Origin of the sequence: Herbiconiux liukaitaii, from assembly GCF_041927495.1 — a bacterium.
In the GTDB taxonomy this organism is placed as follows: Bacteria; Actinomycetota; Actinomycetes; order Actinomycetales; family Microbacteriaceae; genus Herbiconiux; species Herbiconiux liukaitaii.
The window spans coordinates 466,203-492,215 of the sequence record NZ_JBHFHG010000002.1 but is presented as its reverse complement, the minus strand read 5'-3'; the positions used below and the strand labels follow the sequence as shown (position 1 = coordinate 492,215).

Sequence of the window (26,013 nt, the reverse complement as noted above, 5' to 3'; positions counted from 1 at the left end):
GCGGTGCGAGTGTCATATTTATGAGTATATGTCACCTTCGGCAAATCGCATAAATCGGACATATTGCCACATCTCTACCGCGGTCGGCCCGATGTGCGGGTCCATCGGCGCCATCGCGCAGGATGCCGCCGTGAGCGTAATGGCGGGCCGGTGTCGGTGGGTCGACATAGACTTTCGAGGTGTCGATTACGAGCGTTGAATCCCTTGATATCTCCCCGGTGAAGCCCTTCCAGGCCAGCGGAAAACTGAGCGTCCACGGCGCCAGGGTGCACAACCTCAAAGACGTCGACATCGAGATCCCGCGCGACTCGCTCGTGGTGTTCACGGGCCTCTCCGGCTCGGGCAAGTCGAGCCTCGCGTTCGACACGATCTTCGCCGAGGGTCAGCGCCGCTATGTCGAGAGCTTGAGCGCCTACGCGCGCCAGTTCCTCGGCCAGGTCGACCGTCCAGACGTCGACTTCATCGAGGGCCTCAGTCCCGCGGTGTCGATCGACCAGAAGTCGACCAACCGCAACCCACGCTCCACCGTGGGCACCATCACCGAGATCTACGACTACATGCGTCTGCTCTGGGCGCGCATCGGTGTTGCCCACTGCCCCGTCTGCGGCGAGAAGATCTCGGCGCAGACCGTGCAGCAGATCGCCGACCAGCTCATGGAGCTCGACGGCGGCATCCGCTACCAGATCCTCAGCCCCGTCGTCTCGCAGAAGAAGGGCGAGTTCGTCGACCTCTTCAAGGAGCTCTCGGCCGGTGGCTACTCGCGGGCGATCGTCGACGGCGACATGATCCAGCTCAACGAGCCGCCCAAGCTCAAGAAGCAGTTCAAGCACGACATCTCCGTGGTGATCGACCGGCTCGTGGCGGGCCCCGAGATCCTCGGCCGCCTCACTGACTCGCTCGAGACCGCGCTCCGCCTCACCGACGGCCTCGTGCAGATCAACTTCGTCGACGAGAACGGGCCCGAGGCCTGGAAGACCTTCTCCGAGAAGCTCTCCTGCCCCAACCAGCACCCGATCCAGCTCACCGAGATCGAGCCGCGCACCTTCTCGTTCAACGCCCCCTTCGGTGCCTGCCCCGAGTGCTCCGGCCTCGGCACACGCATGTCGGTGGATGAGGATCTGCTGCTCGGAGACGAAGACCTCAGCATCAACGACGGCGTCATCATCCCGTGGACCACACAGGGCAAGGGCCTCTACCAGTACTACGAGAAGCTGCTCGACGGCCTCGCCCGCGACCTCAAGTTCTCGCTCAACACGCCGTGGAAGAAGCTGACCCCCGAGGTGCGCGAGGCGATCCTCCGCGGCGACAACTTCGAGGTGAAGGTCAAGTGGAAGAACCGCTACGGCCGCGAGATGAGCTACACCTCGGGGTTCGAGGGCGTCATGCCCTACATCGAGCGCCAGTTCCTGCAGGCCGACTCGGATTCGCAGCGCGTGCGCTGGAGCGAGTACCTGCGCGAGGTGCCGTGCCCCGTGTGCGACGGCAAGCGGTTGAAGCCCGAGGTGCTCGCCGTCACGGTCAACGAGCACAGCATCGCCGACGTCGCATCGCTCAGCCTCATCGAGGCGCAGCGCTTCATGGGCACCCTCACCCTCACCGACCGCGAGGCCATGATCGGCGCGCAGGTTCTGCGCGAGATCAAGGCACGCCTCGACTTCCTCATCGAGGTCGGTCTCAGCTACCTCGATCTCGCCCGTGCGGCCGGGTCGCTCTCGGGCGGCGAGGCGCAGCGCATCCGTCTCGCCACGCAGATCGGATCGGGTCTCACGGGTGTGCTCTACGTGCTCGACGAGCCGTCGATCGGTCTGCACCAGCGCGACAACCGCCGCCTCATCGACACACTCGTGAAGCTCAAGAGCCTCGGCAACACCCTCATCGTGGTGGAGCACGACGAAGACACCATCCGCATGGCCGACTGGATCGTCGACATCGGCCCCGGCGCCGGGGTCAACGGCGGCACCGTGGTGCACTCGGGCCTCTACGACGACCTGCTGGCCAATACCGACTCGCTCACGGGCGACTACCTCTCTGGCCGCAAGTCGATCGAGCTCCCCAAGAAGCGCCGCCCCATCGACCGCAAGCGCATGGTGACCGTGCAGGGCGCGGAGGCCAACAACCTCAAGGGTGTGACCGTCGACTTCCCGCTCGGCGTGCTCACGGCCGTCACGGGTGTGAGCGGATCGGGCAAGTCGAGCCTCGTCAACGACATCCTCTACCGGGTGCTCGCCAACAAGCTCAACGGCGCCCGCAAGCTGCCGGCCAAGCACAAGCGCGTGATCGGCCTCGAGAACCTCGACAAGGTCGTGCACGTCGACCAGAACCCCATCGGCCGCACCCCGCGCTCCAACCCGGCCACCTACACGGGAGTCTTCGACCGCATCCGCAACCTCTTCGCCGAGACGGCCGAGGCGAAGGCCCGTGGCTACCTCGCCGGCCGGTTCTCGTTCAACGTCAAGGGCGGCCGCTGCGAGGCGTGCTCGGGTGACGGCACCATCAAGATCGAGATGAACTTCCTGCCCGACGTCTACGTGGCGTGCGAGGTCTGCGGCGGGGCGCGCTACAACCGCGACACTCTGAGCATCCACTACAAGGGCAAGAACATCGCCGAGGTGCTCGACATGCCGATCTCCGAGGCGGCCGACTTCTTCGAGCCCATCTCGGCCATCCACCGCTTCCTCAAGACCCTCGTCGAGGTCGGCCTCGGCTACGTGCGCCTCGGCCAGAGCGCCACCACGCTCTCCGGCGGCGAGGCCCAGCGGGTCAAGCTCGCCACCGAGCTGCAGCGCCGCTCGAACGGCCGCAGCGTCTATGTGCTCGACGAGCCGACCACGGGTCTGCACTTCGAAGACGTGCGCAAGCTCCTGCTCGTGCTCAACGGTCTCGTCGACAAGGGCAACACCGTGATCGTGATCGAACACAACCTCGACGTCATCAAGTCGGCCGACTGGCTGATCGACCTCGGTCCGGAGGGCGGATCGGGCGGTGGCACGATCATCGGCACCGGCACCCCCGAGAAGCTCGCCACCATCGAGGCGAGCCACACGGGGTCGTTCCTCCGCGAGATCCTCCCGCCCCCGAAGAAGCGCTAGCTCCTCCATGGGGCGCTAGCCCCTTCAACGGAGCGCTAGCGCCCCAGCGAGGCGCTAGCGCAGACGCAGCGGAGCGAGCAGACCGTCCGCCTCCGCGGCGTCGATCTCCGGCGAGGAGTCGACGCAGCGGGGGAGCCGGGCGTCGCTGCCCTCGAGCAGCCCGTCGAGGCGCACGACCACGCGGGCCGGCCCCTCGTCGTACTCGTAGACGAGCTCGTCGCCGAGCCCGAACAGCAGCTCGCCGATCTCCACCTCGTCCTCCTCGCCCTCGGGGTCCGGGGTGAAGCGGTGGGGTGCGGAGTCGGTCCAGTCGAGCGAGAGCTGGATGGCCAGGTGGAGCTCCCCGAGATCCGCGCCGGCCTCGAGCTCGAGCCGACGCCACACGGCGGGCTCGCTGTCGGCCACGGAGACCTTGAGCTGCAGCACGGTGCCCTCAGGATGCGGGTTGAGCGACTCGGTGAGCCCGTACTCCTCGGCCAGATCGAGCACGGCGTCGGCGAGAGCGGGGCGGAGCCCCTCGGGCGCCACGAGACGGCCGCCGTCCGACGGTCCGCCGTCCGTGCCCACGATCCCGTCCCGGCTGAGCCCCGCGATGATCCCGTCCGTGAGCGGCGAGGCCAGCGCCACATCCTGCTCCGACGCCGCAGCGTCCTCATCGAGCAGCGCCAGGATCTCGTCGTGACCCACGCCGGGGAGCAGCGTCGGGGCTGTCGCCACGCACAGCACGCCCAGCACCCGCTCGATCACGAGAGCGCCGATCGGCCGCTCGGGATCCAGCTCGGAGAACGCCTCGCGCAGTCGCTCGAGCAGCCCGTCCTCCCCGCGCAGCCCGGCCGGGAGCGCCGCGAGAGCCTCCCGCGCCGCGGCCTCGGGAACGTCGTCGACCTCGTCGAGTGCATCGATCAGATCGAGCAGCAGCCCCCCGCCGTCGTCGCTCGCCTCGGCCAGGATCTCGTAGCTCGCGTCGATCTCGGAGTCGGCGGGCGCCCAGGCACCCGTCTCCACCACGAAGTCGAGGTAGTGCTCGAGGATGTCGACGAGGTGCGGCTGCATGGGGGAGAGCTCGGGATCCGCGTCGATGGCGGCCAGAAGGGTGCGCAGCACCGGCACCGTGGGAGTGCGGAGAGCGCCGGAGGAGACGCTGAACAGCTCCGCCAGCAGGGCCTTCGCGTCGTCGGAGGCGAGGTGCTCGTGATCGGTCGAGGCGGCGTGCCTGCCGAACCACGTGCCGAAGCGGATGAGGAGCGCCGTCGTGGCGGACCCCGACGAGCGGTTCCGATCGTTCCGTGTGCTGCCCATCGCGCATCCTCCACTCGTACCCACCGGGCGCTCGGCCATCGCGCTCCCGAGGATCGATCCTAGGCCGACACCGATGTCGGTGACGGATGGGAGAATCGTAGGTGACATGGCAGACACAGTGAGCTACCGCCCCAAGGCGGGTGAGATCCCCACCCAGCCCGGGGTGTACCGCTTCAAAGACGCGAACGGCCGCGTGCTCTACGTGGGCAAGGCCAAGAACCTCCGTGCGCGGCTCAGCAACTACTTCGCACCCCTCCGCAGCCTGCACGAACGCACGAGGCGCATGGTCACGAGCGCGGCCGGCGTGGAGTGGACGGTGGTGGCGACCGACATCGAGTCGCTGCAGCTCGAGTACACCTGGATCAAGGAGTTCGAGCCGCCGTTCAACGTCAAGTTCCGAGACGACAAGACCTATCCGTTCCTCGCGGTCACGCTCGCCGACGAGGCGCCCCGCGTCATGGTCACGCGCAACCACAAGGTGCGCGGAGCCCGCTACTTCGGGCCCTATCCCAAGATCTGGGCCGTGCGCGACACGATCGATCTCATGATCAAGGCGTTCCCCATCCGCACGTGCTCCGACTCGAGCTACAAGCACGCCATGCAGACGGGCCGGCCCTGCTTCCCCGGCCAGATCGGTCGCTGCGGCGGCCCGTGCTCCGGCAAGGTCACGATCGCCGAGCACCGCGAGATCGTCGACGACTTCGTGGCGTTCATGGCCGGGGGAGACAAGCGCTTCGTCACCGCCGCCACCAAGAGCATGAAGCAGGCCGCCGAGCGGCAGGACTACGAGGCGGCGGCCAAGTACCGCGACCAGCTGCAGGCGCTCGAGGCCGTGCTCGCCAAGAGCGCCGTGGTGCTCCGTGACCGCGTCGATGCCGACCTGTTCGGCATCGAGCACGACGAGCTGGCCGCGAGCGTGCAGCAGTTCATCGTGCGCGGCGGCCGCATCCGCGGTGAACGGTCGTGGACGGTCGACAAGGAGCTCGACCTCGACACGGCCGAGCTCGTCGACTCGATCCTGCAGTCGGCCTACGAGGGCGGGCAGGAGCCGCCCAAGGAGATCATCGTGCCGGCGCTCCCCGACGACCACGACGAGCTCGAGACCTGGCTCACCGAGCGGCGCTCGGCCCTCGGCAGCAAGGGCAGGGTGCAGCTGCACACGGCCCAGCGGGGGGAGAAGGCGGCGCTCATGTCGACCGCCACCATGAACGCCAAGAACAACCTCATGCTCTACAAGACCCGCCGCTCCTCCGACTTCGTGGCCCGCTCGCAGGCCCTCACCGACATCCAGGAGGCGCTCGGCATGACAGACGCGCCGCTGCGCATGGAGTGCTACGACGTCTCGCACCTCGCGGGCACCAACATCGTGGCCTCCATGGTGGTGTTCGAAGACGGTCTGGCCCGGAAAGACCAGTACCGCCGCTTCTCGATCGCCGACTCGACCGACGACACGGAGTCGATCTACCAGGTCATCACCCGCCGCCTCGCCTACCTCAAGCCCGACGAGAACGCGGTTCAGGATGCCGAGACGCAGATCTTCAGCGACGGCGAGGCGCCGGTCGAGCCCACCGCGCGCAAGAAGTTCTCCTACCCGCCCAACCTGCTCATCGTCGACGGCGGCCAGCCCCAGGTCAACGCCGCCGCGAAGGCGCTCGAGGAGTCCGGTGTGCAGGGCATCTTCCTGGCCGGCATCGCCAAGCGGCTCGAGGAGGTGTGGCTGCCCGAGAGCGACTACCCCGTCATCCTCCCGCGCGGCAGCGAGGCGCTGTTCATGATCCAGCGCCTCCGCGACGAGGCGCACCGCTTCGCGATCACGCACCAGCGCTCGAGGCGCAAGCGCGACATCACGTCGGTGCTCTCCGAGATCCCGGGGCTCGGGCCGTCGCGTGTGAAGGAGCTGCTCAAGCACTTCGGATCGGTGACCCAGCTCAAGACGGCCGAGCCCGCGGCCATCGCCGAGGTCAAGGGCATCGGTCCCCAGCTCGCGACGACCATCCACGAGACCCTGTCCCGGTAGGCTGGATGCACATCCCCCACCCCGAGCGAGAGCGCACGATGGCACCCGACACCCCGCAGCAGCAGGAAGTGCTGATCGTCACGGGCATGTCCGGGGCCGGTCGGTCCACGGTCGCCAACGCCCTCGAAGACCTCGGGTGGTACGTGGTCGACAACCTCCCGCCGCAGATGCTGCGCCCGCTCGTCGACCTGGCCGAGCACGCCGGGTCCACCCTTCCGCGCATCGCCGCGGTCGTCGACGTGCGCGGCCGCGACTTCTTCGGCGATCTGCAGGAGATCATCCACGCCCTGCGCAGCGGCACCCAGCTGCGCGTGGTGTTCCTCGAGGCCACCGATCAGGCCCTCGTGCGCCGCTTCGAGCAGGTGCGCCGACCGCATCCGCTGCAGGGCAACGGCACGCTGCTCGACGGCATCGGTGCCGAGCGGAGCAGGCTCAGCCCCATCCGCGAGTCGAGCGACATCATCATCGACACCTCCGACCTCAACATCCACCAGCTCGCCACCACGGTGCAGGAGCGGTTCTCGCACGCCGACGCCGCCGGTGTGCAGGTCACGGTCATGAGCTTCGGCTTCAAGTACGGCGCGCCCACCGATGCCGACGGCATCGCCGACGCGCGCTTCCTCCCCAATCCGTTTTGGGTGCCCGAGCTCCGCTCGCACTCCGGGCTCGACTCCGAGGTCTCCGAGTACGTGCTCGGTCAGCCGGGGGCGCGCGACTTCGTCGACGCCTACGCGAAGGCACTCGAGCCCGTTCTCGCCGGCTACCAGCGCGAGAACAAGCGCCACGCCACCATCGCGATCGGCTGCACGGGCGGCAAGCACCGCTCTGTCGCCATCGCCAGGGAGCTGGCCGACCACATCGCCACCTTCCCCGGCGTCGTGGTCAACGTGAAGCACCGCGACCTCGGTCGTGAATGACGCGTTCTGAGAACACGCACCGCCCGCACCGGAACGAGCAGTCCACCGGTACACGAACACAGAAGTAGAAGAAGGTTTCCTTGGCCCTGACAGCCGACGTCAAAGACGAGCTGGCCCGCGTCGCGGTCAGCAAGACCACCGTGCGGGCCGCCGAGCTCGCCACCGTGCTGCGCTTCGCGGGCGGTCTGCACCTCATCTCCTCCCGCATCGCCATCGAGGCGGAGGTCGACACGCTCGACATCGTCAAGCGCGTGCTGCGCGACCTCGTGGAGCTCTACGGGGTGAAGGGCGACGTGTCGCTCATCGCCCCCTCCGGTGGTCGCCGCGAGGGCACCTACCTCGTGCGCGTGCTCGACGGGGGAGAGACCCTCGCCCGCCAGACGGGGCTGCTGGATGCGCGCCGCCGCCCCATCCGCGGACTCCCGAACCGGCTCACCACGGGCACGAGGGAGGATCTCGCCGCGGTCTGGCGGGGCGCCTTCCTCGCGAGCGGATCGCTCACCGACCCCGGCCGATCCGCCGCGCTCGAGATCACCTGCCCCGGAAACGAGGCCGCCATGGCGCTCGTGGGCGCCGCGTCCCGCCTGGGCATCTCCACGAAGGCCCGCGAGGTGCGGGGCGTCCACCGCGTGGTCATCCGCGACGGCGAGGCCATCGCCGCCATGCTCTCGGTCATGGGTGCCGCCGAGACGGTCAAGAAGTGGGAGGAGATGCGGCAGCGCCGCGAAGTGCGCGCCACCGCCAACCGCCTCGTCAACTTCGACGACGCCAACCTGCGCCGCTCCGCCCAGGCCGCCGTCGCCGCGTGCGCGCGAGTGGAGCGGGCCATGGAGATCCTCGGCCCCGACATCCCCGACCACCTCAAGTACGCCGGCGAGCTGCGCCTCGCCCACCGCGACTCGAGCCTCGACGAGCTCGGCCACCACGCCGACCCGCCCATGACGAAAGACGCGATCGCGGGCCGCATCCGCCGCCTCCTCGCCATGGCCGACAAGCTCGCCGCCGACCAGGGCATCCCGGGCACCGAGGCCAACCTCCCGCCCGACCTCGACGACTGAGACTGACCATCCGCCCGCGGACTGGCACACCTCCCCGGTTTCGCGGTAGAAATGACCCCACGTCGAAGCGACCGGGGGGCCGTCGCCCGACGTCGTAGACGAGGCGGCCGTGTCGGCCCATGGATGGGGCATCGTGAGATCACGCGAGCGGGAGATCACCCGGGCGTCGCTCGCGCGCGGCACCGGTGTGATCGTGCTCGGCGGGCAGGGGAGCGGTCGCACGCACTTCGTGCAGAGCATCCTGGTCGAGCTCGACGAGGATCTGCGGGGGCGGATCTGGGTGGGCTCCGAGATCCACCTCCTCGATGCCGACCGGGCGTCCCGCCTCGCCGGCAGCATCGAGGCGAAGGCCCTCGTGCCCTTCGCCACGGCCTCCGACCGCTACCCCCTGCCCGCCCCGCTCGCCCGGCTGTGCCGCGTCGGCTCCCTCCTGCTGCTCGAGCTCCCCGCCCTCACCACCTCCGAGACCCTCACCGTCATCGAGAGCACCCTCGGCGGACCCCTCGACGCCGCGTCGGTACCCGCCTTCCTCCCGCGGCGGAGCGGTGGCGACCTGCTCGTGGTGACCGAGGCCGTGCGGGAAGCCGTCTCCTCCGGAGCGCTCGTCCAGAGCGACGGGGTCTGGCGGCTCGAGCACGAGCTCCCTCCGCGCGAGGGCTTCCGACGGTTCGTGCACTCGCGCACGCCGTTGGCGCTGCCGATCGATGCCACCGACGAGCTCATCCTCGACGTGCTCGGCCTCGTGCCCGACGTCAGCCAGCCGATCGCCCGTGACATCCTCGCCGCAGCCCAGGTCGAACCGGGTGAAACCCCCGCCGGGTCGGATGACGTGCCCGAGCGCCTCGAACGGCTGGAGAGCCTGGGGGTCATCGAGGCACGCTCCGCAGACGGGGCCCTCCGTCTGCGCATCCGGGACCCAGCTCTCGAGCTCATGCTCCCTCAGACGCTGGGGCTCCTCAGGAGGACCCGCCTCACCGAGAGGATCGTCGACGTGCTCGGCTGCCGGGATCCGCTCACGCTGAGCGGTTCCGAGTTGGCCACGCTCACCAGGTACGCCCTCACCCTCGGTCGCAGCGTCGATCCCGGAGCCCTCACCCGGGTCGCCATCGCCGCTCTCCAGGCCTCCCGCTCGGAGCTCGCGCTCCAGCTGGCCAAGGCCGCAGAGGCGCACGGAGGCGGGTTCGACTCGCAGATCGTGCTCGCGGCGGCGGAGTCGCAGCTGGGGCGATCCTCCGACGCGGTGGCGAGGCTCGCGGCGCTCCGCTCCGACGTGCACGGCGATCCCGTCCGCGACGCCGCACTGGCCGTGGTCTCCGAGCTCATCGACGCCCGCTCCAGCGATCCGGAGTTCGGATGGCACCTCGCATCGGGTGCGGCGAGCCGCGTCAGGGGGATCGATCTCATCGCGACCCTCCAACTGCAGACCACACGAGACGACATCATCCCGATGCTCGACGACGATCCGGACCGTATCCGGGCGATCCTCGAGGCCGAGCGACTCGTCCAGGAGGCCTCGGATCTCCTGCACGTGGGCGATCTCGCCGGAGTGCATCGACTTCTCGACCTCGGGGAGTCCATCCTCACCGCGGCTCGCGCGGACACCTTCGGGGTGCGTCTCCGGCGCGCGATGGCCACCTCGATCGACGGGTCGATGGACGAGGGGATCGCGGTCGGGGCGGAGCTGCGGGCTCGCGCCACGGCCGCGGGCCGAAGCGACCAGTACGCCATGGCGTCGTGGATGCACGGGCAGCAGCTCCTCTACTCCGGGAGGTCGGTCGCCGCCATCCAGGCGCTCACATCGGCCCTCCGGGTGATGGAACGGATCGGGATGGAGCGGGTGGCGACGCCGGTGAGGACGGAGCTCTCGATCGCTCTGGCGCAAGCGGGAGCCCCGCAGTCGGCGTCGGACGTGCTGCACTCGGTTCCCCTGGAACCCGGAGGCGAAGCCCTCGGCGCCAGCGTCGCTCTTCAGGCCACCGGCTGGATCCACGCCTCGGCAGGGCGTCCCGACGAGGCCGTGGCCGCCTTCCTCTCCGCCGCCGACCAGCAGATCGCTCTGGGACATCCGGTGCTCGCCGTCTACGCCTGCAACGAGGCCGCGAGGGCAGGCGGTGCCCGTGAGGCGCTGCAGCTGCTCGACAGCGCGGTTCCGCACCTCCAGGGAGCCAACCCCCGGCTCGTCCTGCAGCAGATCCGGGTTCTCTCCCGGTGGGAGGCCTCGCAGGAGGGTTCCGATCCGGTTGGGTTGGCCGACGACTTCGAATCGCTGGGCGATGCGCTCGCCACGGGCGGCGTGCACCTGAACGCGGCCGAGTGCTACTCCAAGGCCGCCGAGCTGCGGGAGTCCCACGGGCAGGGGAGAGCCGCCACCTCGGCGAGACGCAAGGCGAACGAGCAGCTCGAGATCTGCGGCGTCGCGACCTCACCGTTCATCGTGCGGGGGAGCACCACGACCCTCTCGCGACGCGAGCGGGAGATCGCGGACGGTGCAGCGAGCGGTCGGTCGAACCGGGAGATCGCGGAGGAGCTCGTGCTCTCGGTGCGCACGGTGGAGACGCATCTGCAGCGGATCTACCAGAAGCTCGGGGTGCGCAGCCGCTCCGAATTGGCTGATGCTCTCGCCAGCATTTCGTCCGAGGCCACCCGCTCGAGCCCCGGCGCAATAGACTGATCAGGTCACTCACAGCCGCCTCTCAACGACCGGCGGCCACATCACGAGGAGAACATCAATGGCCGAGTACACCCTTCCGGACCTGCCCTACGACTACGCCGCTCTCGAGCCCCACATCTCGGGCACGATCATGCAGCTCCACCACGACAAGCACCACGCCACCTACGTCGCCGGCGCCAACACCGCCCTCGCTTCGCTCGCCGCCGCCCGCGAATCCGGCGACCTCGGCAACGTCAACAAGCTCGAGAAGGACCTCGCCTTCAACCTCGGCGGCCACGTCAACCACACCGTCTTCTGGACCAACCTCACCCCCGACACCCAGACCCCCGAAGGCGAGCTCAAAGCCGCCATCGACGACGCGTTCGGCTCGTTCGAGAAGTTCCAGGCCCACTTCACCGCCGTCGCCCTCGGCGTGCAGGGATCCGGCTGGGCCGTGCTCGGCTACGACTCCATCGGCGGCAACCTCACCGTCTTCCAGCTCTTCGACCAGCAGTCCAACGTGCCCCTCGGCGTCGTCCCCCTCTTCATGCTCGACGTCTGGGAGCACGCCTACTACCTCGACTACCTCAACGTGCGCGCCGACTACATCAAGGCCGTCTGGAACATCGCCAACTGGTCCAACGTCGCAGAACGCCTCACCGCCGCCCGCACCAAGACCGAAGGCCTGCTGGTACTGTCATAGCCATACGGGATGACGGGGTCCGAGCGTGACGCCGGGCCCCGGCCTCACTCTCCACGGCTTCCCACCACACCTGCCCGAACCGGGCCTCAGCAACAGGAGCAATCTGTGTCTGTAAAGATCGGAATCAACGGTTTCGGCCGCATCGGTCGCAACTTCTTCCGCGCCGCCCTCGCCAAGGGCAGCGACCTCGAGATCGTCGCCGTCAACGACCTCACCGACAACAAGGCGCTCGCGCACCTGCTCAAGTACGACTCGATCACGGGCCGACTCGACGCCAAGGTCGAGCTCGACGGCGACAAGATCGTCGTCAACGGCAAGCCCATCATCGTGCTCGCCGAGCGCAACCCCGCCGACCTCCCCTGGGGCGAGCTGGGCGTCGACATCGTCATCGAGTCGACCGGCCGCTTCACCAAGAGCGACGACGCCAAGCTGCACATCGCGGCCGGCGCCAAGAAGGTCATCGTCTCCGCGCCCGCCACGGGCAGCGACGTCGCCACGCTCGTGCTCGGCGTCAACGAGGGCACCTACGACCCCGCCATCCACGACGTCATCTCCAACGCCTCGTGCACCACGAACTGCCTCGCGCCGCTCGCCAAGGTGCTGCTCGACAACTTCGGCATCGAGCGCGGTCTCATGACCACGGTCCACGCCTACACCGCCGACCAGAACCTGCAGGACGGCCCGCACAGCGACCTGCGTCGTGCCCGCGCCGCCGCCGCGAACATCATCCCGACCTCCACCGGTGCCGCCAAGGCTCTCGGCCTGGTCATCCCGGAGCTCGTCGGCAAGCTCGACGGCTACGCCCTGCGCGTTCCGGTGCCGACCGGTTCGATCACCGACCTCACCGTCGAGCTGACCAACCCGGCCACGGTCGAGCAGATCAACGAGGCGTACAAGAACGCCGCAGAGGGCGACCTCAAGGGCATCCTCAGCTACACCGAGGACCCGATCGTCTCGAGCGACATCGTCTCCGACCCGCACTCCTCGATCTTCGACGCCGGCCTCACCAAGGTCATCGGCAACCAGGTCAAGGTCGCGTCGTGGTACGACAACGAGTGGGGCTACTCCAACCGCCTCGTCGACGTCACCGAGTACGTCGCCGACCGCCTGTAGCAGGTCTCCGAGAGCCGGCGGTGACGGGATGACCGTCGCCGCCGGCTTTCTCACGAACACCACGAACACTCTGAACACCACGAACACCCGGAACACGCAGAACACCTCGAACACCCTGAACACCTCGAACGAAGGCGACCACGTGACGCTCCGCACTCTCGACTCACTCGGATCCCTCGCCGGCAAGCGCGTCATCGTGCGGTGCGACCTCAACGTCCCGGTCAAGGACGGGGTCATCACCGACGACGGACGCGTGCGCGCGAGCCTCCCCACTCTCAACCGCCTGCTAGACGCGGGTGCCAAGGTCGTCGTGGTCAGCCACCTCGGCCGCCCCGACGGCGCCCCCGAGGCGAAGTACAGCCTCGAGCCCGTCTCCGCCCGCCTCGGCGAGCTGCTCGGCAAGCCCGTGGCCTTCGCGCACGACACCGTGGGCGACGAGGCCCAGGCGGCGGTCGCCGCACTTGGCGACGGCGAGATCGCCCTGCTCGAGAACCTGCGGTTCAACCCGGGCGAGACGAGCAAGGACGAGGCGGAGCGTCACGCCTTCGCCGAGCAGCTCGCCGCGTTCGGTGACGCCTTCGTCTCCGACGGCTTCGGCGTGGTGCATCGCAAGCAGGCGAGCGTCTACGACCTCGCCGAGCTGCTGCCGAGCGCGGCCGGTCTGCTCATCCAGACCGAGCTCGAGGTGCTCGACAGGCTCACCGAGAACCCCGAGCGGCCCTACACGGTCGTGCTCGGTGGATCGAAGGTCTCCGACAAGCTCGGTGTCATCGGCCACCTCCTTCCGCGGGTCAACACCCTCCTGGTCGGCGGCGGCATGCTCTTCACCTTCCTCAAGGCCCAGGGCCACGAGGTGGGTGCGAGCCTCCTCGAGGCGGACCAGCTCGACACCGTGAAGGGCTACCTGGCCAAGGCCGAGGAGCTCGGCGTCACGATCGTGCTGCCCACCGACGTCGTGGTCGCCTCGAAGTTCGGTGCCGACGCCGAGGTGGCTGTCACGGCCGCCGACGCCATCGAGCAGACGCCGTTCGGCGCCTCGGGCCTCGGTCTCGACATCGGTCCCGACACGGCGAAAGCGTTCGCCGAGATCATCGCGTCGTCGAAGACGGTCTTCTGGAACGGCCCCATGGGCGTGTTCGAGCTCGAGCCCTTCGCCGCCGGCACGAAAGCGGTGGCGCAAGCGCTCACCGAGGTCGACGGTCTGGGAGTGGTCGGTGGTGGCGACTCGGCCGCCGCCGTGCGCGCCCTCGGCTTCGACGATGACCAGTTCGGTCACATTTCAACCGGAGGCGGTGCCAGTCTCGAGTTCCTCGAGGGCAAGCGCCTCCCTGGCCTGGAGGTCCTCGGATGGTCCTGAATCGCACACCCCTCATCGCCGGCAACTGGAAGATGAACCTCGATCACCTGCAGTCGATCGCGTTCGTCCAGAAGCTCGCCTGGTCCCTCGAAGACGCGAAGCACGACTTCGCCTCCGTCGAGGTCGCCATCTTCCCGCCGTTCACCGACCTGCGCTCCGTGCAGACGCTCGTGGCGGCCGACAAGCTCTCGATCGCCTACGGCGGTCAGGATGTCTCGGCGCACGACTCCGGTGCCTACACCGGTGAGATCTCGGGCCAGTTCCTCTCGCAGCTCGACGCCAAGTACGTCATCATCGGCCACTCCGAGCGACGCACCCTGCACGCCGAGACCGACGAGGTCGTGGCCGCGAAGGTTAAGGCCGCCGTCAAGCACGGCCTCGTGCCCGTCATCTGCGTGGGCGAGACCGCCGAAGACCTCGAGAAGCACGGCCAGAGCGCCGTCCCCGTCGCGCAGCTGAAGGTCGCCCTCGAGGGCCTCAAGCCCGATGCCGACGTCGTCGTGGCCTACGAGCCCGTCTGGGCCATCGGCTCCGGCCAGGCCGCCACACCCGAGCAGGCCGAGACCGTCGGTGCTGCACTCCGTGCCGTGGTCGCCGAGAGCCTGAGCGCCGACGCCGCTGCCGCCACCCGCATCCTCTACGGAGGTTCGGTGAAGTCGGGCAACATCGCCGGCTTCATGCGCGAGCCCAACGTCGACGGTGCGCTCGTGGGCGGTGCGAGCCTCGACATCGCGGAGTTCGCCGCGATCGTGCGCTATCAGAAGCACGTCGGAGTGTAGACTGACCTCTGGTCTTCGGGGGAGCGGTCGCTCTCACCGGCATGTGAAAGGCAAGCGTGGAAATCCTTCAGGTCGTCCTCCAGGTGGTTCTCGGTATCACGAGCCTTCTCCTGACCCTTCTCATCCTTCTGCACAAGGGTCGTGGTGGCGGGCTCTCCGACATGTTCGGGGGCGGCGTCACGTCGAACCTCGGTGCGTCGGGTGTCGCTGAGCGCAACCTCAACCGCATCACCGTCATCCTGGGGCTGATCTGGGTGTCGAGCATCGTCATCCTCGGTCTCATCACGAAGTTCGACACGAGTCTGTAGGGGGTCACCATGGCATCAGGAGGCAGCGCGATCCGAGGATCGCGAGTGGGCGCAGGCCCCATGGGGGAGCAGGACCGCGGCTTCCACGCGGAGCGCATCCAGGTCTCGTACTGGGATGCACTCGGCAATGAGACCGTGCGCTACTTCGCGGCCAACCTGCCCGACGACGAGATCCCCGAGACCATCGACTGCCCCACCTCTGGGCTGCCGGCCGGTCGCGACAAGGAGAACCCGCCGTCGGTCGCCAAGCTCGAGCCGTACAAGACGCACCTCGCCTACGTGAAGGAGCGCCGCACCGAGAAGGAGGCGGAGCAGCTTCTCGAAGACGCTCTGCAGCAGCTCCGCGAACGCCGCGGCACCGCAGCCTCCTAGGCCGCACCGCCGCGATACGCGAAAGGGAGGGCCTCACGATGACGTGAGGCCCTCCCTTTCGTTCGTGCGGACGCACCCGCTCCTAGTAGGAGGGGGCGATGAGGGATTCGGGCACCTCGGCGGCGGCCTCGCTGTCGACGAAGAAGACAGTGCGCTTGCGGCCCTGGGCTCCCGCCACGGGCACCTCGTCGGTGCTGGCTCCCGCGAGGGCGAGGCCGATGGCCGAGGCCTTGTCGGCGCCCGCGAGCACCATCCAGATGCGGTCGGCCGACTGGATGACAGGAAGCGTGAGGCTCAACCGCAGCGGGGGAGGCTTCGGTGAGTTGCGCACGGGCACGACCGTCGCATCCGTGATGCGGATCTCGTCGTGCCCGGGGAAGAGCGACGCGATGTGCCCGTCAGGGCCCACACCGAGGAACATGATGTCGAACCGCGGGTACTCCGCTCCCTCAGGCGCGGCGGCCGCGAGCTCACGGGCGTAGACCCGAGCGGCCTCGTCGAGGTCGTCGATCTCGTCGGAGGCCGGGTACGCGTGCACACGCGCCGGGTCGACCGGGATGTGGTCGAGCAGCGCCTCCTGCGCCTGCAGGTCGTTGCGGTCGGGGTCGCCCTTCGGCACGAACCGCTCGTCACCCCACCAGAAGTTGATGCGCGACCAGTCGATGGTCTGCGACGCCGACGACGAGCGGATGGCGGCGAGCACCGCACCGCCCATCGTGCCGCCCGTCAGCACGATGTTGGCCTCGTCGAACTCATCGAGGATGTCGATGACCTTCGTGATGAAGCGGGCGGCGACGGAACCGGCCAGCGATTCCTTGTCGGGGTGGACGAGCACACGGCGATCGGTGGTCATGCGGGGTTCGCCTCCAGGAGTTCTGCGAGGCCCTGCGTGATGACCTCGCCGTACAGGTCGTCGGGGTCGAGCCGACGCAGCTCCTCGGCCAGGCAGTCGCGCAAGTTGCGGCGGGGGAGGGCCAGCTCGTGAGTCGGCTGGTTCGGCTGGCTGAGGGTGGCCACGTTGGGCACCTCGCGCACGAGCTCGATGGGGCCGTGCTCGCGCGTGAGCGTGACACCGTGGATGCCGCTCGAGCCGTTGGCCCTCGCGAGCAGCCCGTACTTGACGGGCACCTGCAGCTGGTGCCGCAGCCAGGCGGCGAGCAGCAGAGTGGACGGCGAGTCGGACGCACCGGAGACCTCGATGGCCGTCACGGGCTCGTAGGGCGGCTGGTCGAGCACCGCGGCGAGCTGGGCCCGCCACAGTGTGAGGCGCGTCCAGGCGAAGTCGGTGTCGCCCGGTGCGTACGTCTTGGCTCTGGCGAGCAGCGCCTCGTAGGGATTGCGCTGGTTCGACGAGTCGGTGATCCGACGGGTGGCGATGCGCCCCAGGTCGGAGTTCGAGATGTCATCGGGCGCTGCGCCGGGCCACCAGACGACGACAGGCGCATCCGACAGGAGCAGGCCCGTCACGAGCCCCTCCTGGTCGCTCGCGGCCGCACCGTAGGCGCGCAGCACGATGACCTCGCTCGCGCCGGCGTCGCCGCCCACGCGGATCTGCGCGTCGAGACGCGCACCCCGGCCGGTGCTGAGGCCGTCGTTCTCCTGGTCGGTGGAGACCACGATCACGCGCATGGGGTGCTCGCGGGAGGCATCGTTGGCCGCCTCGATGGCGTCCTCCTCCTCCCCGAGCGAGGTCACGATCACGAGGGTGAGCACGCGGCCGAGAGCCACGGCACCGCCCTCTTCACGGATCTTGACGAGCGATTTCGAGATCTTGCTCGTCGTGGTGTCAGGCAGATCGACGATCACGGGCGTCTCCAGGTTCTTCCGTCGCGGGCGAGCAGTTCATCGGCAGAGCTGGGCCCCCAGGTTCCGGGGCGGTACTGCTCGGGTTGGCCCTGCGTCGTCCAGAACTCCTCGATGGGGTCGAGGATCTTCCACGAGAGCTCGACCTCCTTCTGACGCGGGAACAGGGGCGGGTCGCCGAGCAGCACATCGAGGATGAGCCGCTCGTAGGCCTCGGGGCTGGCTTCGGTGAAGGCGTGACCGTAGCCGAAGTCCATCGTGACGTCGCGCACCTGCACACCCGCGCCGGGGACCTTCGATCCGAAGCGGATCGTGACCCCCTCGTCGGGCTGCACGCGGATGACGAGGGCGTTCTGCCCGAGCGACGAGGTCTGGCTCTCGGCGAAGAGGTACTGCGGAGCACGCTTGAAGACCACGGCGATCTCGGTGACGCGACGCCCGAGGCGCTTGCCCGCACGCAGGTAGAACGGCACCCCAGACCAGCGTCGGGTGGCGATGTCGAGCCGCACGGCCGCGTAGGTCTCGGTGGTGGACTGCGGGTTCATGCCGTCCTCCTCGAGGAAGCCGAGCACCTTCTCGCCGCCCTGCCAGCCACCGGAGTACTGACCGCGGGCGGTCACGGTGCTGAGATCCTCGGGGAGGCTCACCGCGGCGAGCACCTTCTCCTTCTCGGCCCGCAGGTCGGCGGCGTCGAACGAGATCGGCTCCTCCATGGCGGTCAGAGCGAGCAGCTGCAGCAGGTGGTTCTGGATGACGTCGCGCGCAGCACCGATGCCGTCGTAGTAGCCGGCCCGGCCGCCCACCCCGATGTCCTCGGCCATGGTGATCTGCACGTGGTCGACGTAGTTGGCGTTCCAGATGGGCTCGTAGAGCTGGTTGGCGAAGCGGAGCGCCAGGATGTTCTGGACGGTCTCCTTGCCGAGGTAGTGGTCGATGCGGAACACCGAGTCGGGCGGGAAGACCGACTCGACCACGTCGTTGAGCTCGATCGCGGTCGTCAGGTCGCTGCCGAACGGCTTCTCGATGACGACGCGTCGCCAGCGGCCCTCCTGCTGATCGGCGAGGCCCGAGCGCCGGAGCTGCTCGGTGACGAGCGGGAACGCCTTCGGCGGGATCGAGAGGTAGAAGGCGTAGTTGCCCATCGTGCCGCGGTCGCGGTCGAGCTCGTCGATCGTGGTCTTGAGCTGCTCGAACGCCGTGTCGTCGTCGAACTCGCCCGAGACGAAGCGGATGCCCTCGGAGAGCTGGCGCCACACGTCCTCGTCGAACGGGGTGCGCGAGTGCTCCTTGACGGAGTCGTGCACGACGCGCTCGAAGTCCTGGTCCTCCCAGTCGCGTCGGGCGAAGCCGACGAGCGAGAAGCCGGGCGGCAGCAGGCCGCGGCTGGCCAGGTCGTAGACGGCCGGCATGAGCTTCTTGCGCGACAGGTCGCCGGTGACACCGAAGATCACGAGGCCGGAGGGCCCCGCGATCCGGTTCAATCGGCGATCCGTGGGGAGCCGGAGCGGGTTGTACTCCGGTGTGATCTCAACGGGAGGCATGGAACTCCTTGGTGTCGTACGGGTCGACGGACCGTCAGCGCAGGGCGCTGATCAGCGAGGGGACATCGGCGGTGGCGTCGGTCAGATTCAATCGGAGCACGGGGCGACCGTGCTCGGCGAGCACAGCAGCATCCCCGGCCGCCTGGGCCTGGATGAGCTGGCCGAAGGTGAAGGGGCGATCGGGGATCTCGAGATCGTGGTCGGTGTCGGCCGTGATCTGCAGGAACACCCCGACGGACGGCCCGCCCTTGTGGTATTGGCCGGTCGAGTGCAGGAAGCGCGGACCCCAGCCGAACGTGACCGGGCGACCGGACCGCCGGGCGAGGGAGTCGCGGAGCTCTTCCAGCTGCGGCAGCTGCAGGCGGTCGACGTACGCCATGACAGCGACGTAGCCGTTCTCCGGCAGCTGCGCGAGCAGCGCATCCACCGAGCCGGTGAGTGTGCCGGCGGCGGTGAGGCCCTCCGGCGTGCCGCGCACCTCGATGCCGCCCTCCACGAAGGCAGGCGCCGCCGTCTCGGGTCGGGCGTCGAGAAGACCGCGAGCGGCCTGCTTGGCCGATTCGACGTCGGGCTGGTCGAACGGATCGATGCCGAGCAGGCGCCCGGCCACCGCGACGGCGTACTGCCACGTGAGCAGGAGGGCGCCGAGGGATCCGCTGACGAGGATCTCGCCGGGGTGCCGCTCGCGCAGGTGGTGCTCGCCCGCGTTCGCCACGAGGCGCACGATCTGCACGTCGGGCAGGCCCGCCGTGATCTCGGGCGCATCCACGTCGAGGACCACCGGGAGGAGGCCCTTGCCGTCTTTGCCCGTCGACTCGGCGATGAGCTGCTCGGCCCAGTCGGCGAAGCCCACGATGTGGGTGCCGTCGGCCACGATGCCCGTCTTGTCGCGCAGCGGCGACGTGCCGGCCAGTGCGGCCCCGAGGATGAGCCCGTTGTTGTCGGGGCCGTCCTCGGCGAGGTTGAGCGAGCTCGCCTCCGCCTCGTCGAGCAGTTCACCGATGTCGGCACCGGCGAGCCCGGACGGCACGAGACCGAACGCGGTGAGCGCCGAGTAGCGCCCGCCCACGTCGGGGTCGGCCAGGAAGGTGCGGTAACCGGCCTCGGTGGCCAGTTGCTCCAGCGGCGAGCCGGGATCGGTGACGATCACGATGCGCGTGGCGGGATCGATGCCCGCCGCGCGGAAGGCGCTCTCGTAGGCGCGTCGCTGGCTGTCGGTCTCGAGCGTGCCGCCCGACTTCGACGAGGCCACGAGCACGGTGCTCTCGAGGCGGTCGGCGAGAGCGGCGCGGATCTGCTCGGGCGAGGTGGAGTCGAGGATCGTGAGCTCCACCCCCGCCGTCTTCGTGATGACCTCGGGGGCGAGCGAGGATCCGCCCATCCCCGCGAGCACCACGTGGTCGACGCCCGCCGCGAGGAACTCCTCGCGGAGCGCCGCCACCTCGGCGACGAGGGGGCGCGAGACGGCGACCGCCTCGACCCACCCCAGTCGCTTCGAGGCCTCCGGCTCGGCCGCCTCGCCCCAGAGGGACGGATTCTCGGCGGTGATGCCGGAGGCCACCAGGTCGGCCACGAGCTGGGGGACGTGAGCCCCCACAGCCGTCTTGGCGTCGCCGGAGACGTGGAGGGAAACGGTCACTCGCCGGCCTTCAGGGCGGCGGTCACCGTCTCGAGGAGCTCGTTCCAGGAGATGATGAACTTCTCCACGCCCTCCTTCTCGAGCAGCTCGGTGACCTCGGCGTACGAGATGCCGAGAGCGCCGATGGCGTCGAGCACCTTGTTGGCCTCGGCGTAGCTGCCGGCGATCGTGTCGCCCTCGACCACACCGTGGTCGGCGAGGGCGTCGAGCGTCTTCTCCGGCATGGTGTTGACCACGCTGGGGGCCGCGAGGCCCACGACGTAGGTGGTGTCGGGAACGCTCGGGTCCTTGACACCGGTGGAGGCCCACAGCGGGCGCTGCGTGTTGGCGCCGGCCTCGAGCAGCACGAGGGCGCGCTCGGTGGCGAAGGCCTGGGTCCACACCTCGTAGGCGAGCTGGGCGTTGGCGACGCCGGCCTTGCTCTTGAGGGCGAGGGCCTCGTCGGTGCCGATGTCGGTGAGGCGCTTGTCGATCTCGGTGTCGACGCGCGACACGAAGAACGAGGCGACCGAGTGGATCTTCGACAGGTCGTGGCCCGCCTCCTTGGCCTTCTCGAGGCCGGCGAGGTAGGCGTTGATGACGTCGCGGTAGCGCTCGAGCGAGAAGATGAGCGTGACGTTGACCGAGATGCCGGCACCGATGGTCTCGGTGATGGCCTCGAGGCCCTCGACGGTCGCCGGGATCTTGATGAGCACGTTCTCGCGGTCGACCTTCTCGAACAGGGCCTTGGCCTGCTCGATGGTGCCCTGCGCGTCGTGGGCGAGGCCCGGCTCGACCTCGATCGAGACGCGGCCGTCGAAGCCCTTGGTCTCGTCGTAGATCGGCTTGAAGATGTCGCAGCCGGCGGCCACGTCGTCCGTGGTGATCTCGAACACGGCGGTGGTCACGTCGGTGCCCGCCTTGGCCAGCACCGAGACCTGCTCGCTGTACGACTCGCCCTTGGAGAGGGCCGCCGCGAAGATCGTGGGGTTGGTGGTGACGCCGACGACGTTCTTCTCGGCGATGAGCTTCTGCAGCCCGCCGCTCGAGATGCGCTCGCGCGACAGGTCGTCGAGCCAGATGCTGACGCCGACGTCGGAGAGCTTCTGCGTGGATTCGGTCATGTTTTTCTCCTAGGAAGTTGTGTGGGTGCCGGAGGCGCTAGAGCGCGGCCAGCGACGTCTTGGCGGCCTCGACGGCGGCCTCGGTGGTGATGCCGAACTCGCGGAACAGCGTCTTGTAGTCGGCCGAGGCACCGAAGTGCTCGATCGAGACGATGCGCCCGGCGTCGCCGACGTAGTGGCGCCAGCCGAGACCGATGCCGGCCTCGATCGACACGCGGGCCTTGACGGCCGCGGGGAGCACGTGCTCCTTGTACTCGTCAGGCTGCTCCTCGAACCACTCGAGCGAGGGCGCGGAGACGACGCGGGCGTTGATGCCCTCGCCCTTCAGGATCTCGCGCGCTTCGACAGCGAGGTGCACCTCGGAGCCGGTCGCGATGAAGATGACATCCGGCGTGCCGTTCGGTGCCTCGGCGAGCACGTAAGCGCCCTTCGAGACGTTCGAGGCGGAGGCGAAGACCTCACCGGAGGCCTCCCCGTCGCCGCGCTCGTAGGTGGGGATGTTCTGGCGGGTCAGCGCGATGCCGGCCGGGTTGTGGCGACGGCCGAGGATGGTGAGCCAGGCGTGGCCCACCTCGCTCGCGTCGGCCGGGCGCACCACGTCGAGGCCGGGAATCGCACGGAGCGACCACAGCTGCTCGACGGGCTGGTGCGTGGGGCCGTCTTCGCCGAGCGCCACGGAGTCGTGGGTCCAGACGAACACCGAGGGCACCTTCATGAGCGCGGCCAGACGCACCGCGGGGCGCATGTAGTCGCTGAAGATGAGGAAGGTGCCGCCGAACGGGCGGGTCTTGCCGTGCAGCACGATGCCGTTGAGGATCGAGCCCATGGCGTGCTCGCGGATGCCGAAGTGCAGCACGCGGCCGTAGGGGTTTCCCGTCCACTCGTGGGTCGAGTGCTCGGCAGGCACGAACGACGCGGCCGACTCGATCGTGGTGTTGTTCGACTCGGCGAGGTCGGCGGAGCCGCCCCAGAACTCGGGCAGCACGGGGGCGAGGGCGTTGATGACCTTGCCGGAGGCGGCGCGGGTCGAGACGTCCTTGCCCGCTTCGAACACCGGGAGGTTGTCGGCGAGGCCCTCGGGCAGCTCACCGGCCTCGAGGCGGTCGAGCAGCTGCTTCTTCTCGGGGTTGGCGGCGGCCCAGGCGTCGAAGCCCTTCTGCCACTCGGCGCGCTCCTCGGATCCCTTGGCGATCGCGCCGCGGGTGTGCTCGATGACCTCGTCGGCCACCACGAAGGTCTGCTCGGGGTCGGCACCCAGGACCTCCTTGAGGCCCTTCAGCTCGTCGGCACCCAGGGCGGATCCGTGGATCTTGCCGCTGTTCTGCTTCTTGGGCGACGGCCAGCCGATGATCGTCTTGAGGATGATGAGGGAGGGCTTCGACGTCTCGGCCTTCGCCGCCTCGATGGCCTCGTAGAGGGCGTGCACGTCTTCGACGTACTGGCCCGTCTTCTTCCAGTCGACCACCTGCACGTGCCAGTGGTAGGCCTCGTAGCGGGCCTTCACGTCTTCGGTGAAGGCGATGTTCGTGTCGTCCTCGATCGAGATCTGGTTCGAGTCGTAGATCGCGATGAGGTTGCCGAGCTGCTGGTGGCCGGCGAGCGAGGAGGCCTCGCTCGTCACGCCCTCCTGCATGTCGCCGTCGCCGGCGATCACGTAGGTGTGGTGGTCGAACGGGCTCGTGCCGGGAGCGGCATCCGGGTCGAACAGACCGCGCTCGAAGCGCTGCGCGTAGGCGAAGCCCACAGAGGAGGCGAGACCCTGGCCGAGCGGGCCCGTGGTGATCTCGACACCGTCGGTGTGGCCGTATTCGGGGTGGCCGGGCGTCAGCGATCCCCAGGTGCGGAGCGCCTTGAGGTCGTCGAGCTCGAGGCCGTAGCCGCCGAGGTAGAGCTGGATGTACTGGGTGAGCGAGGAGTGGCCTACCGAGAGGATGAACCGGTCACGGCCGAGCCAGTGCTGGTCCTTCGGATCCTTCCGCATGACCTTCTGGAAGAGCAGGTACGCCGCGGGGGCGAGGCTGATCGCCGTTCCCGGGTGGCCGTTGCCCACCTTCTCGACGGCGTCGGCCGCAAGGATCTTGGCGGTCGTGACCGCCTGGTCGTCAATGGGTTCCCATTGGAGTGAAGCCACGAGGTGTTGGACCCTTCTCGATTGCGGTCCCCCAAATGTGGAACCGTTCCATCACTCAGCATATCGGGGGCGACCGAGCCGACCGCCGCGATCGAATAGACTTCTCGCGGGGATTCCTATGGGCATGTAATGAGGAGTAATGGACGTAGCGGTTGACGGCCGGGTCGAGAATCGACGCATCAGCCCGATGGAAAAGGTCAAGGCGTACATCGCTCTGACCAAACCGCGGGTGATCGAGCTCCTCCTGGTGACCACCGTTCCGGTCATGATCCTCGCGCAGCAGGGCATCCCGAACCTCTGGCTGGTGTTCGCCACCCTCATCGGCGGTGCGCTCTCCGCCGGCAGCGCCGGAGCCTTCAACTGCTACTTCGACCGCGACATCGACCGAGTGATGGACCGCACCTCGAAGCGTCCGCTCGTCACGGGTGTTCTCTCGGACCGCGAGGCGCTCGTCTTCGCCTGGGCCATGGGCATCGTCTCGATCGGCTGGCTCGCGGTCTTCACCAACCTGCTCGCGGCCTCGCTGTCGCTCGTCGCGATCCTCATCTACGTGCTGCTCTACACGCTCGTGCTCAAGCGCCGCACGCCGCAGAACATCGTCTGGGGCGGCACGGCGGGCTGCATGCCCGTGCTCATCGGCTGGGCGGCCGTCACGAACTCCCTCTCGTGGGAGGCGCTCATCCTCTTCGGCATCATCTTCCTCTGGACGCCGCCGCACTACTGGCCGCTCTCGATGAAGTACCGCGCCGACTACAAGACCGCGGGCGTGCCCATGCTGGCCGTCGTGCGCGGCCGCGTGGTGGTGGGGCTGCAGATCGTGCTCTACGCCTGGGCCATGGTGGCGTGCTCGCTCCTGCTCATCCCCGTGGGCCACATGGGCCTCGTCTACTCGGCCACCGCGGTGGCCGCGGGAGCCTGGTTCCTCTACGAGTCGCACCGGCTCTACAGCCGGTCCATCCGCGACCTCGCGATCAAGCCGATGCGCGTGTTCCACGGCTCGATCACCTACCTCACCCTCATCTTCCTCGCGGTGGCCATCGACCCGCTGCTGCCGTTCTAGGAGCGCTCGTGAAGACCCCTCTCGGCTGGCTCGCCGACCGCATCACCCTCACCCCTCGCGCACTCCGCTGGGGCACGACCGCCGCGCTCGTCGTGAGCATCCTCATCATCATCACCGGCGGTGTCGTGCGCGTCACGGGCTCCGGTCTCGGCTGCCCCACCTGGCCGGCGTGCGAAGACGGATCGCTCACCACCACACCCGAGCTCGGCATCCACGGCTTCATCGAGTTCGCCAACCGCGCGCTCACGGGCGTGCTCATCGCCGCGGTGGGCTGGGCCATCGTGGCCGCGCGGCTGCAGAGGCCGCGCGAGCGCAGCATGACGCGGCTCGCCTGGTCGCAGTTCTGGCTCGTGGTCGCCAATGCGATCGCCGGGGGAGTCACGGTGCTCACCGAGCTCAACCCCTGGGTCGTGGCCATGCACTTCATCATGGCCATCGCGCTCCTGACCACCACCACTCTCACCTGGCACCGCGCCCACCGCGCGCAGGGCGACGAGGCGGTCTTCCCGCGGCCCGTCGGCATCCTGGCCTGGGTGCTCGTGGTCTCGACCGCCGTGCTCATCGTCGTGGGCACGCTCGTGACGGGCACCGGCCCGCACGCGGGCGACTCGGCCGACGTGCCGCGCATGGCCTTCGTGTGGGAGCACGTCACGATCGCCCACGGCGTGCTCGGCACGCTCGTGCTCGTGCTCGGCATCGCGCTCTACGTGCTCGTGTCCCGCGTTCCCGGTGCCGCTCTGGCCCGGCGCCGTGCCCTCACCTTCGTGATCGTCGTGGTGGTCCAGGCACTCCTGGGTGTCGCTCAGGCGCTCACGGGGCTGCCGGAGTGGATGGTGGTGCTGCACCTGCTCGGCTCGGCCCTCGTCTGGGTCGGCGTGCTCCGGGTTCTGCTTGATGTGCATCCGCACCTCTGGGCCCCCAGGGCTCAGAGCGTGTATACAATGAAATCTCAGGAACCCGCTCTTAACGCGTAGTCCCTCCCGACACACAATCCGCCCAGAGTCCCTGTTCGGCAGATAGTTCGATGCGACGATGGAATGTCGGAGACCTCGGTGCGGTTGCACCGCACAAGAG

20 protein-coding genes are annotated in these 26,013 nt (G+C 68.7%); 13 read left to right on the top strand and 7 right to left on the bottom strand.

Annotated elements, in window-relative coordinates; translation table 11 throughout:
- Positions 1 to 185: 185 nt before the first annotated feature.
- Complete coding sequence (gene uvrA, locus ACEXQC_RS02880; RefSeq protein WP_374818851.1) at positions 186 to 3,089, top strand: excinuclease ABC subunit UvrA; 2,904 nt, start codon at positions 186 to 188, stop codon at positions 3,087 to 3,089.
- A gap of 54 nt (positions 3,090 to 3,143) precedes the next feature.
- Here uvrA and ACEXQC_RS02875 read toward each other — a convergent pair whose 3' ends face one another.
- Positions 3,144 to 4,388: an IS1096 element passenger TnpR family protein gene (locus tag ACEXQC_RS02875; RefSeq protein ID WP_374818161.1), complete on the bottom strand. Its 1,245-nt coding sequence runs from the start codon at positions 4,386 to 4,388 to the stop codon at positions 3,144 to 3,146.
- Between the two features lie 106 nt (positions 4,389 to 4,494).
- Between ACEXQC_RS02875 and uvrC the strand changes: the two genes are divergently transcribed.
- From uvrC to ACEXQC_RS02825, 10 genes are all read left to right on the top strand, one after another.
- Positions 4,495 to 6,405 carry an excinuclease ABC subunit UvrC gene (gene uvrC / locus ACEXQC_RS02870; RefSeq protein ID WP_374818159.1) on the top strand — a complete coding sequence of 637 codons (1,911 nt, stop codon included), beginning with the start codon at positions 4,495 to 4,497 and terminating at the stop codon, positions 6,403 to 6,405.
- A gap of 38 nt (positions 6,406 to 6,443) precedes the next feature.
- Positions 6,444 to 7,322, top strand: coding sequence for an RNase adapter RapZ (gene rapZ, locus ACEXQC_RS02865; protein WP_374818157.1), 879 nt, complete (start codon positions 6,444 to 6,446; stop codon positions 7,320 to 7,322).
- An 80-nt stretch (positions 7,323 to 7,402) separates the two neighbouring features.
- Positions 7,403 to 8,380 carry a DNA-binding protein WhiA gene (whiA, locus tag ACEXQC_RS02860; protein WP_374818155.1) on the top strand — a complete coding sequence of 326 codons (978 nt, stop codon included), beginning with the start codon at positions 7,403 to 7,405 and terminating at the stop codon, positions 8,378 to 8,380.
- A 133-nt stretch (positions 8,381 to 8,513) separates the two neighbouring features.
- Positions 8,514 to 11,051: a helix-turn-helix domain-containing protein gene (locus ACEXQC_RS02855; RefSeq protein ID WP_374818153.1), complete on the top strand. Its 2,538-nt coding sequence runs from the start codon at positions 8,514 to 8,516 to the stop codon at positions 11,049 to 11,051.
- A gap of 58 nt (positions 11,052 to 11,109) precedes the next feature.
- Positions 11,110 to 11,733, top strand: coding sequence for a superoxide dismutase (locus ACEXQC_RS02850; protein ID WP_374818151.1), 624 nt, complete (start codon positions 11,110 to 11,112; stop codon positions 11,731 to 11,733).
- A gap of 105 nt (positions 11,734 to 11,838) precedes the next feature.
- Entirely contained in the window at positions 11,839 to 12,846 is a 1,008-nt protein-coding gene (gap, locus tag ACEXQC_RS02845; protein WP_374818149.1) for a type I glyceraldehyde-3-phosphate dehydrogenase, read from the top strand.
- Between the two features lie 142 nt (positions 12,847 to 12,988).
- Entirely contained in the window at positions 12,989 to 14,203 is a 1,215-nt protein-coding gene (locus tag ACEXQC_RS02840; RefSeq protein WP_374818848.1) for a phosphoglycerate kinase, read from the top strand.
- The gene (tpiA, locus tag ACEXQC_RS02835) at positions 14,194 to 14,982 is read left to right on the top strand and encodes a triose-phosphate isomerase (RefSeq protein ID WP_374818147.1); all 789 of its coding nucleotides are present in this window, start codon (positions 14,194 to 14,196) and stop codon (positions 14,980 to 14,982) included. Before ACEXQC_RS02840 ends, tpiA begins: the two co-directional genes overlap by 10 nt.
- Positions 14,983 to 15,038: 56 nt before the next feature.
- Positions 15,039 to 15,290 carry a preprotein translocase subunit SecG gene (secG, locus tag ACEXQC_RS02830; protein ID WP_374818144.1) on the top strand — a complete coding sequence of 84 codons (252 nt, stop codon included), beginning with the start codon at positions 15,039 to 15,041 and terminating at the stop codon, positions 15,288 to 15,290.
- Positions 15,291 to 15,299: 9 nt separating this feature from the next.
- The gene (locus tag ACEXQC_RS02825; protein ID WP_374818142.1) at positions 15,300 to 15,662 is read left to right on the top strand and encodes an RNA polymerase-binding protein RbpA; all 363 of its coding nucleotides are present in this window, start codon (positions 15,300 to 15,302) and stop codon (positions 15,660 to 15,662) included.
- A gap of 82 nt (positions 15,663 to 15,744) precedes the next feature.
- Here the strand turns inward: ACEXQC_RS02825 and pgl are convergent, their stop codons facing one another.
- The 6 genes from pgl to tkt are packed head-to-tail and all read right to left on the bottom strand — an operon-like array spanning position 15,745 to position 23,879.
- Complete coding sequence (pgl, locus tag ACEXQC_RS02820; RefSeq protein ID WP_374818140.1) at positions 15,745 to 16,515, bottom strand: 6-phosphogluconolactonase; 771 nt, start codon at positions 16,513 to 16,515, stop codon at positions 15,745 to 15,747.
- Positions 16,512 to 17,468, bottom strand: coding sequence for a glucose-6-phosphate dehydrogenase assembly protein OpcA (locus ACEXQC_RS02815; protein ID WP_374818138.1), 957 nt, complete (start codon positions 17,466 to 17,468; stop codon positions 16,512 to 16,514). Before ACEXQC_RS02815 ends, pgl begins: the two co-directional genes overlap by 4 nt.
- Positions 17,465 to 19,006 carry a glucose-6-phosphate dehydrogenase gene (gene zwf, locus ACEXQC_RS02810; RefSeq protein ID WP_374818136.1) on the bottom strand — a complete coding sequence of 514 codons (1,542 nt, stop codon included), beginning with the start codon at positions 19,004 to 19,006 and terminating at the stop codon, positions 17,465 to 17,467. The genes ACEXQC_RS02815 and zwf overlap by 4 nt, the downstream gene beginning before the upstream one ends.
- 34 nt (positions 19,007 to 19,040) lie before the next feature.
- The gene (locus ACEXQC_RS02805) at positions 19,041 to 20,645 is read right to left on the bottom strand and encodes a glucose-6-phosphate isomerase (RefSeq protein ID WP_374818133.1); all 1,605 of its coding nucleotides are present in this window, start codon (positions 20,643 to 20,645) and stop codon (positions 19,041 to 19,043) included.
- On the bottom strand, positions 20,642 to 21,748 hold the full coding sequence (gene tal / locus ACEXQC_RS02800) for a transaldolase (protein ID WP_374818131.1): 1,107 nt from the start codon (positions 21,746 to 21,748) through the stop codon (positions 20,642 to 20,644). Before tal ends, ACEXQC_RS02805 begins: the two co-directional genes overlap by 4 nt.
- A 37-nt stretch (positions 21,749 to 21,785) precedes the next feature.
- Entirely contained in the window at positions 21,786 to 23,879 is a 2,094-nt protein-coding gene (gene tkt / locus ACEXQC_RS02795; protein WP_374818129.1) for a transketolase, read from the bottom strand.
- Positions 23,880 to 24,018: 139 nt separating this feature from the next.
- Between tkt and ACEXQC_RS02790 the strand changes: the two genes are divergently transcribed.
- Positions 24,019 to 24,939 carry a heme o synthase gene (locus ACEXQC_RS02790; protein WP_374818127.1) on the top strand — a complete coding sequence of 307 codons (921 nt, stop codon included), beginning with the start codon at positions 24,019 to 24,021 and terminating at the stop codon, positions 24,937 to 24,939.
- Between the two features lie 8 nt (positions 24,940 to 24,947).
- Positions 24,948 to 25,913, top strand: coding sequence for a COX15/CtaA family protein (locus ACEXQC_RS02785; RefSeq protein WP_374818125.1), 966 nt, complete (start codon positions 24,948 to 24,950; stop codon positions 25,911 to 25,913).
- Positions 25,914 to 26,013 lie beyond the last annotated feature (100 nt).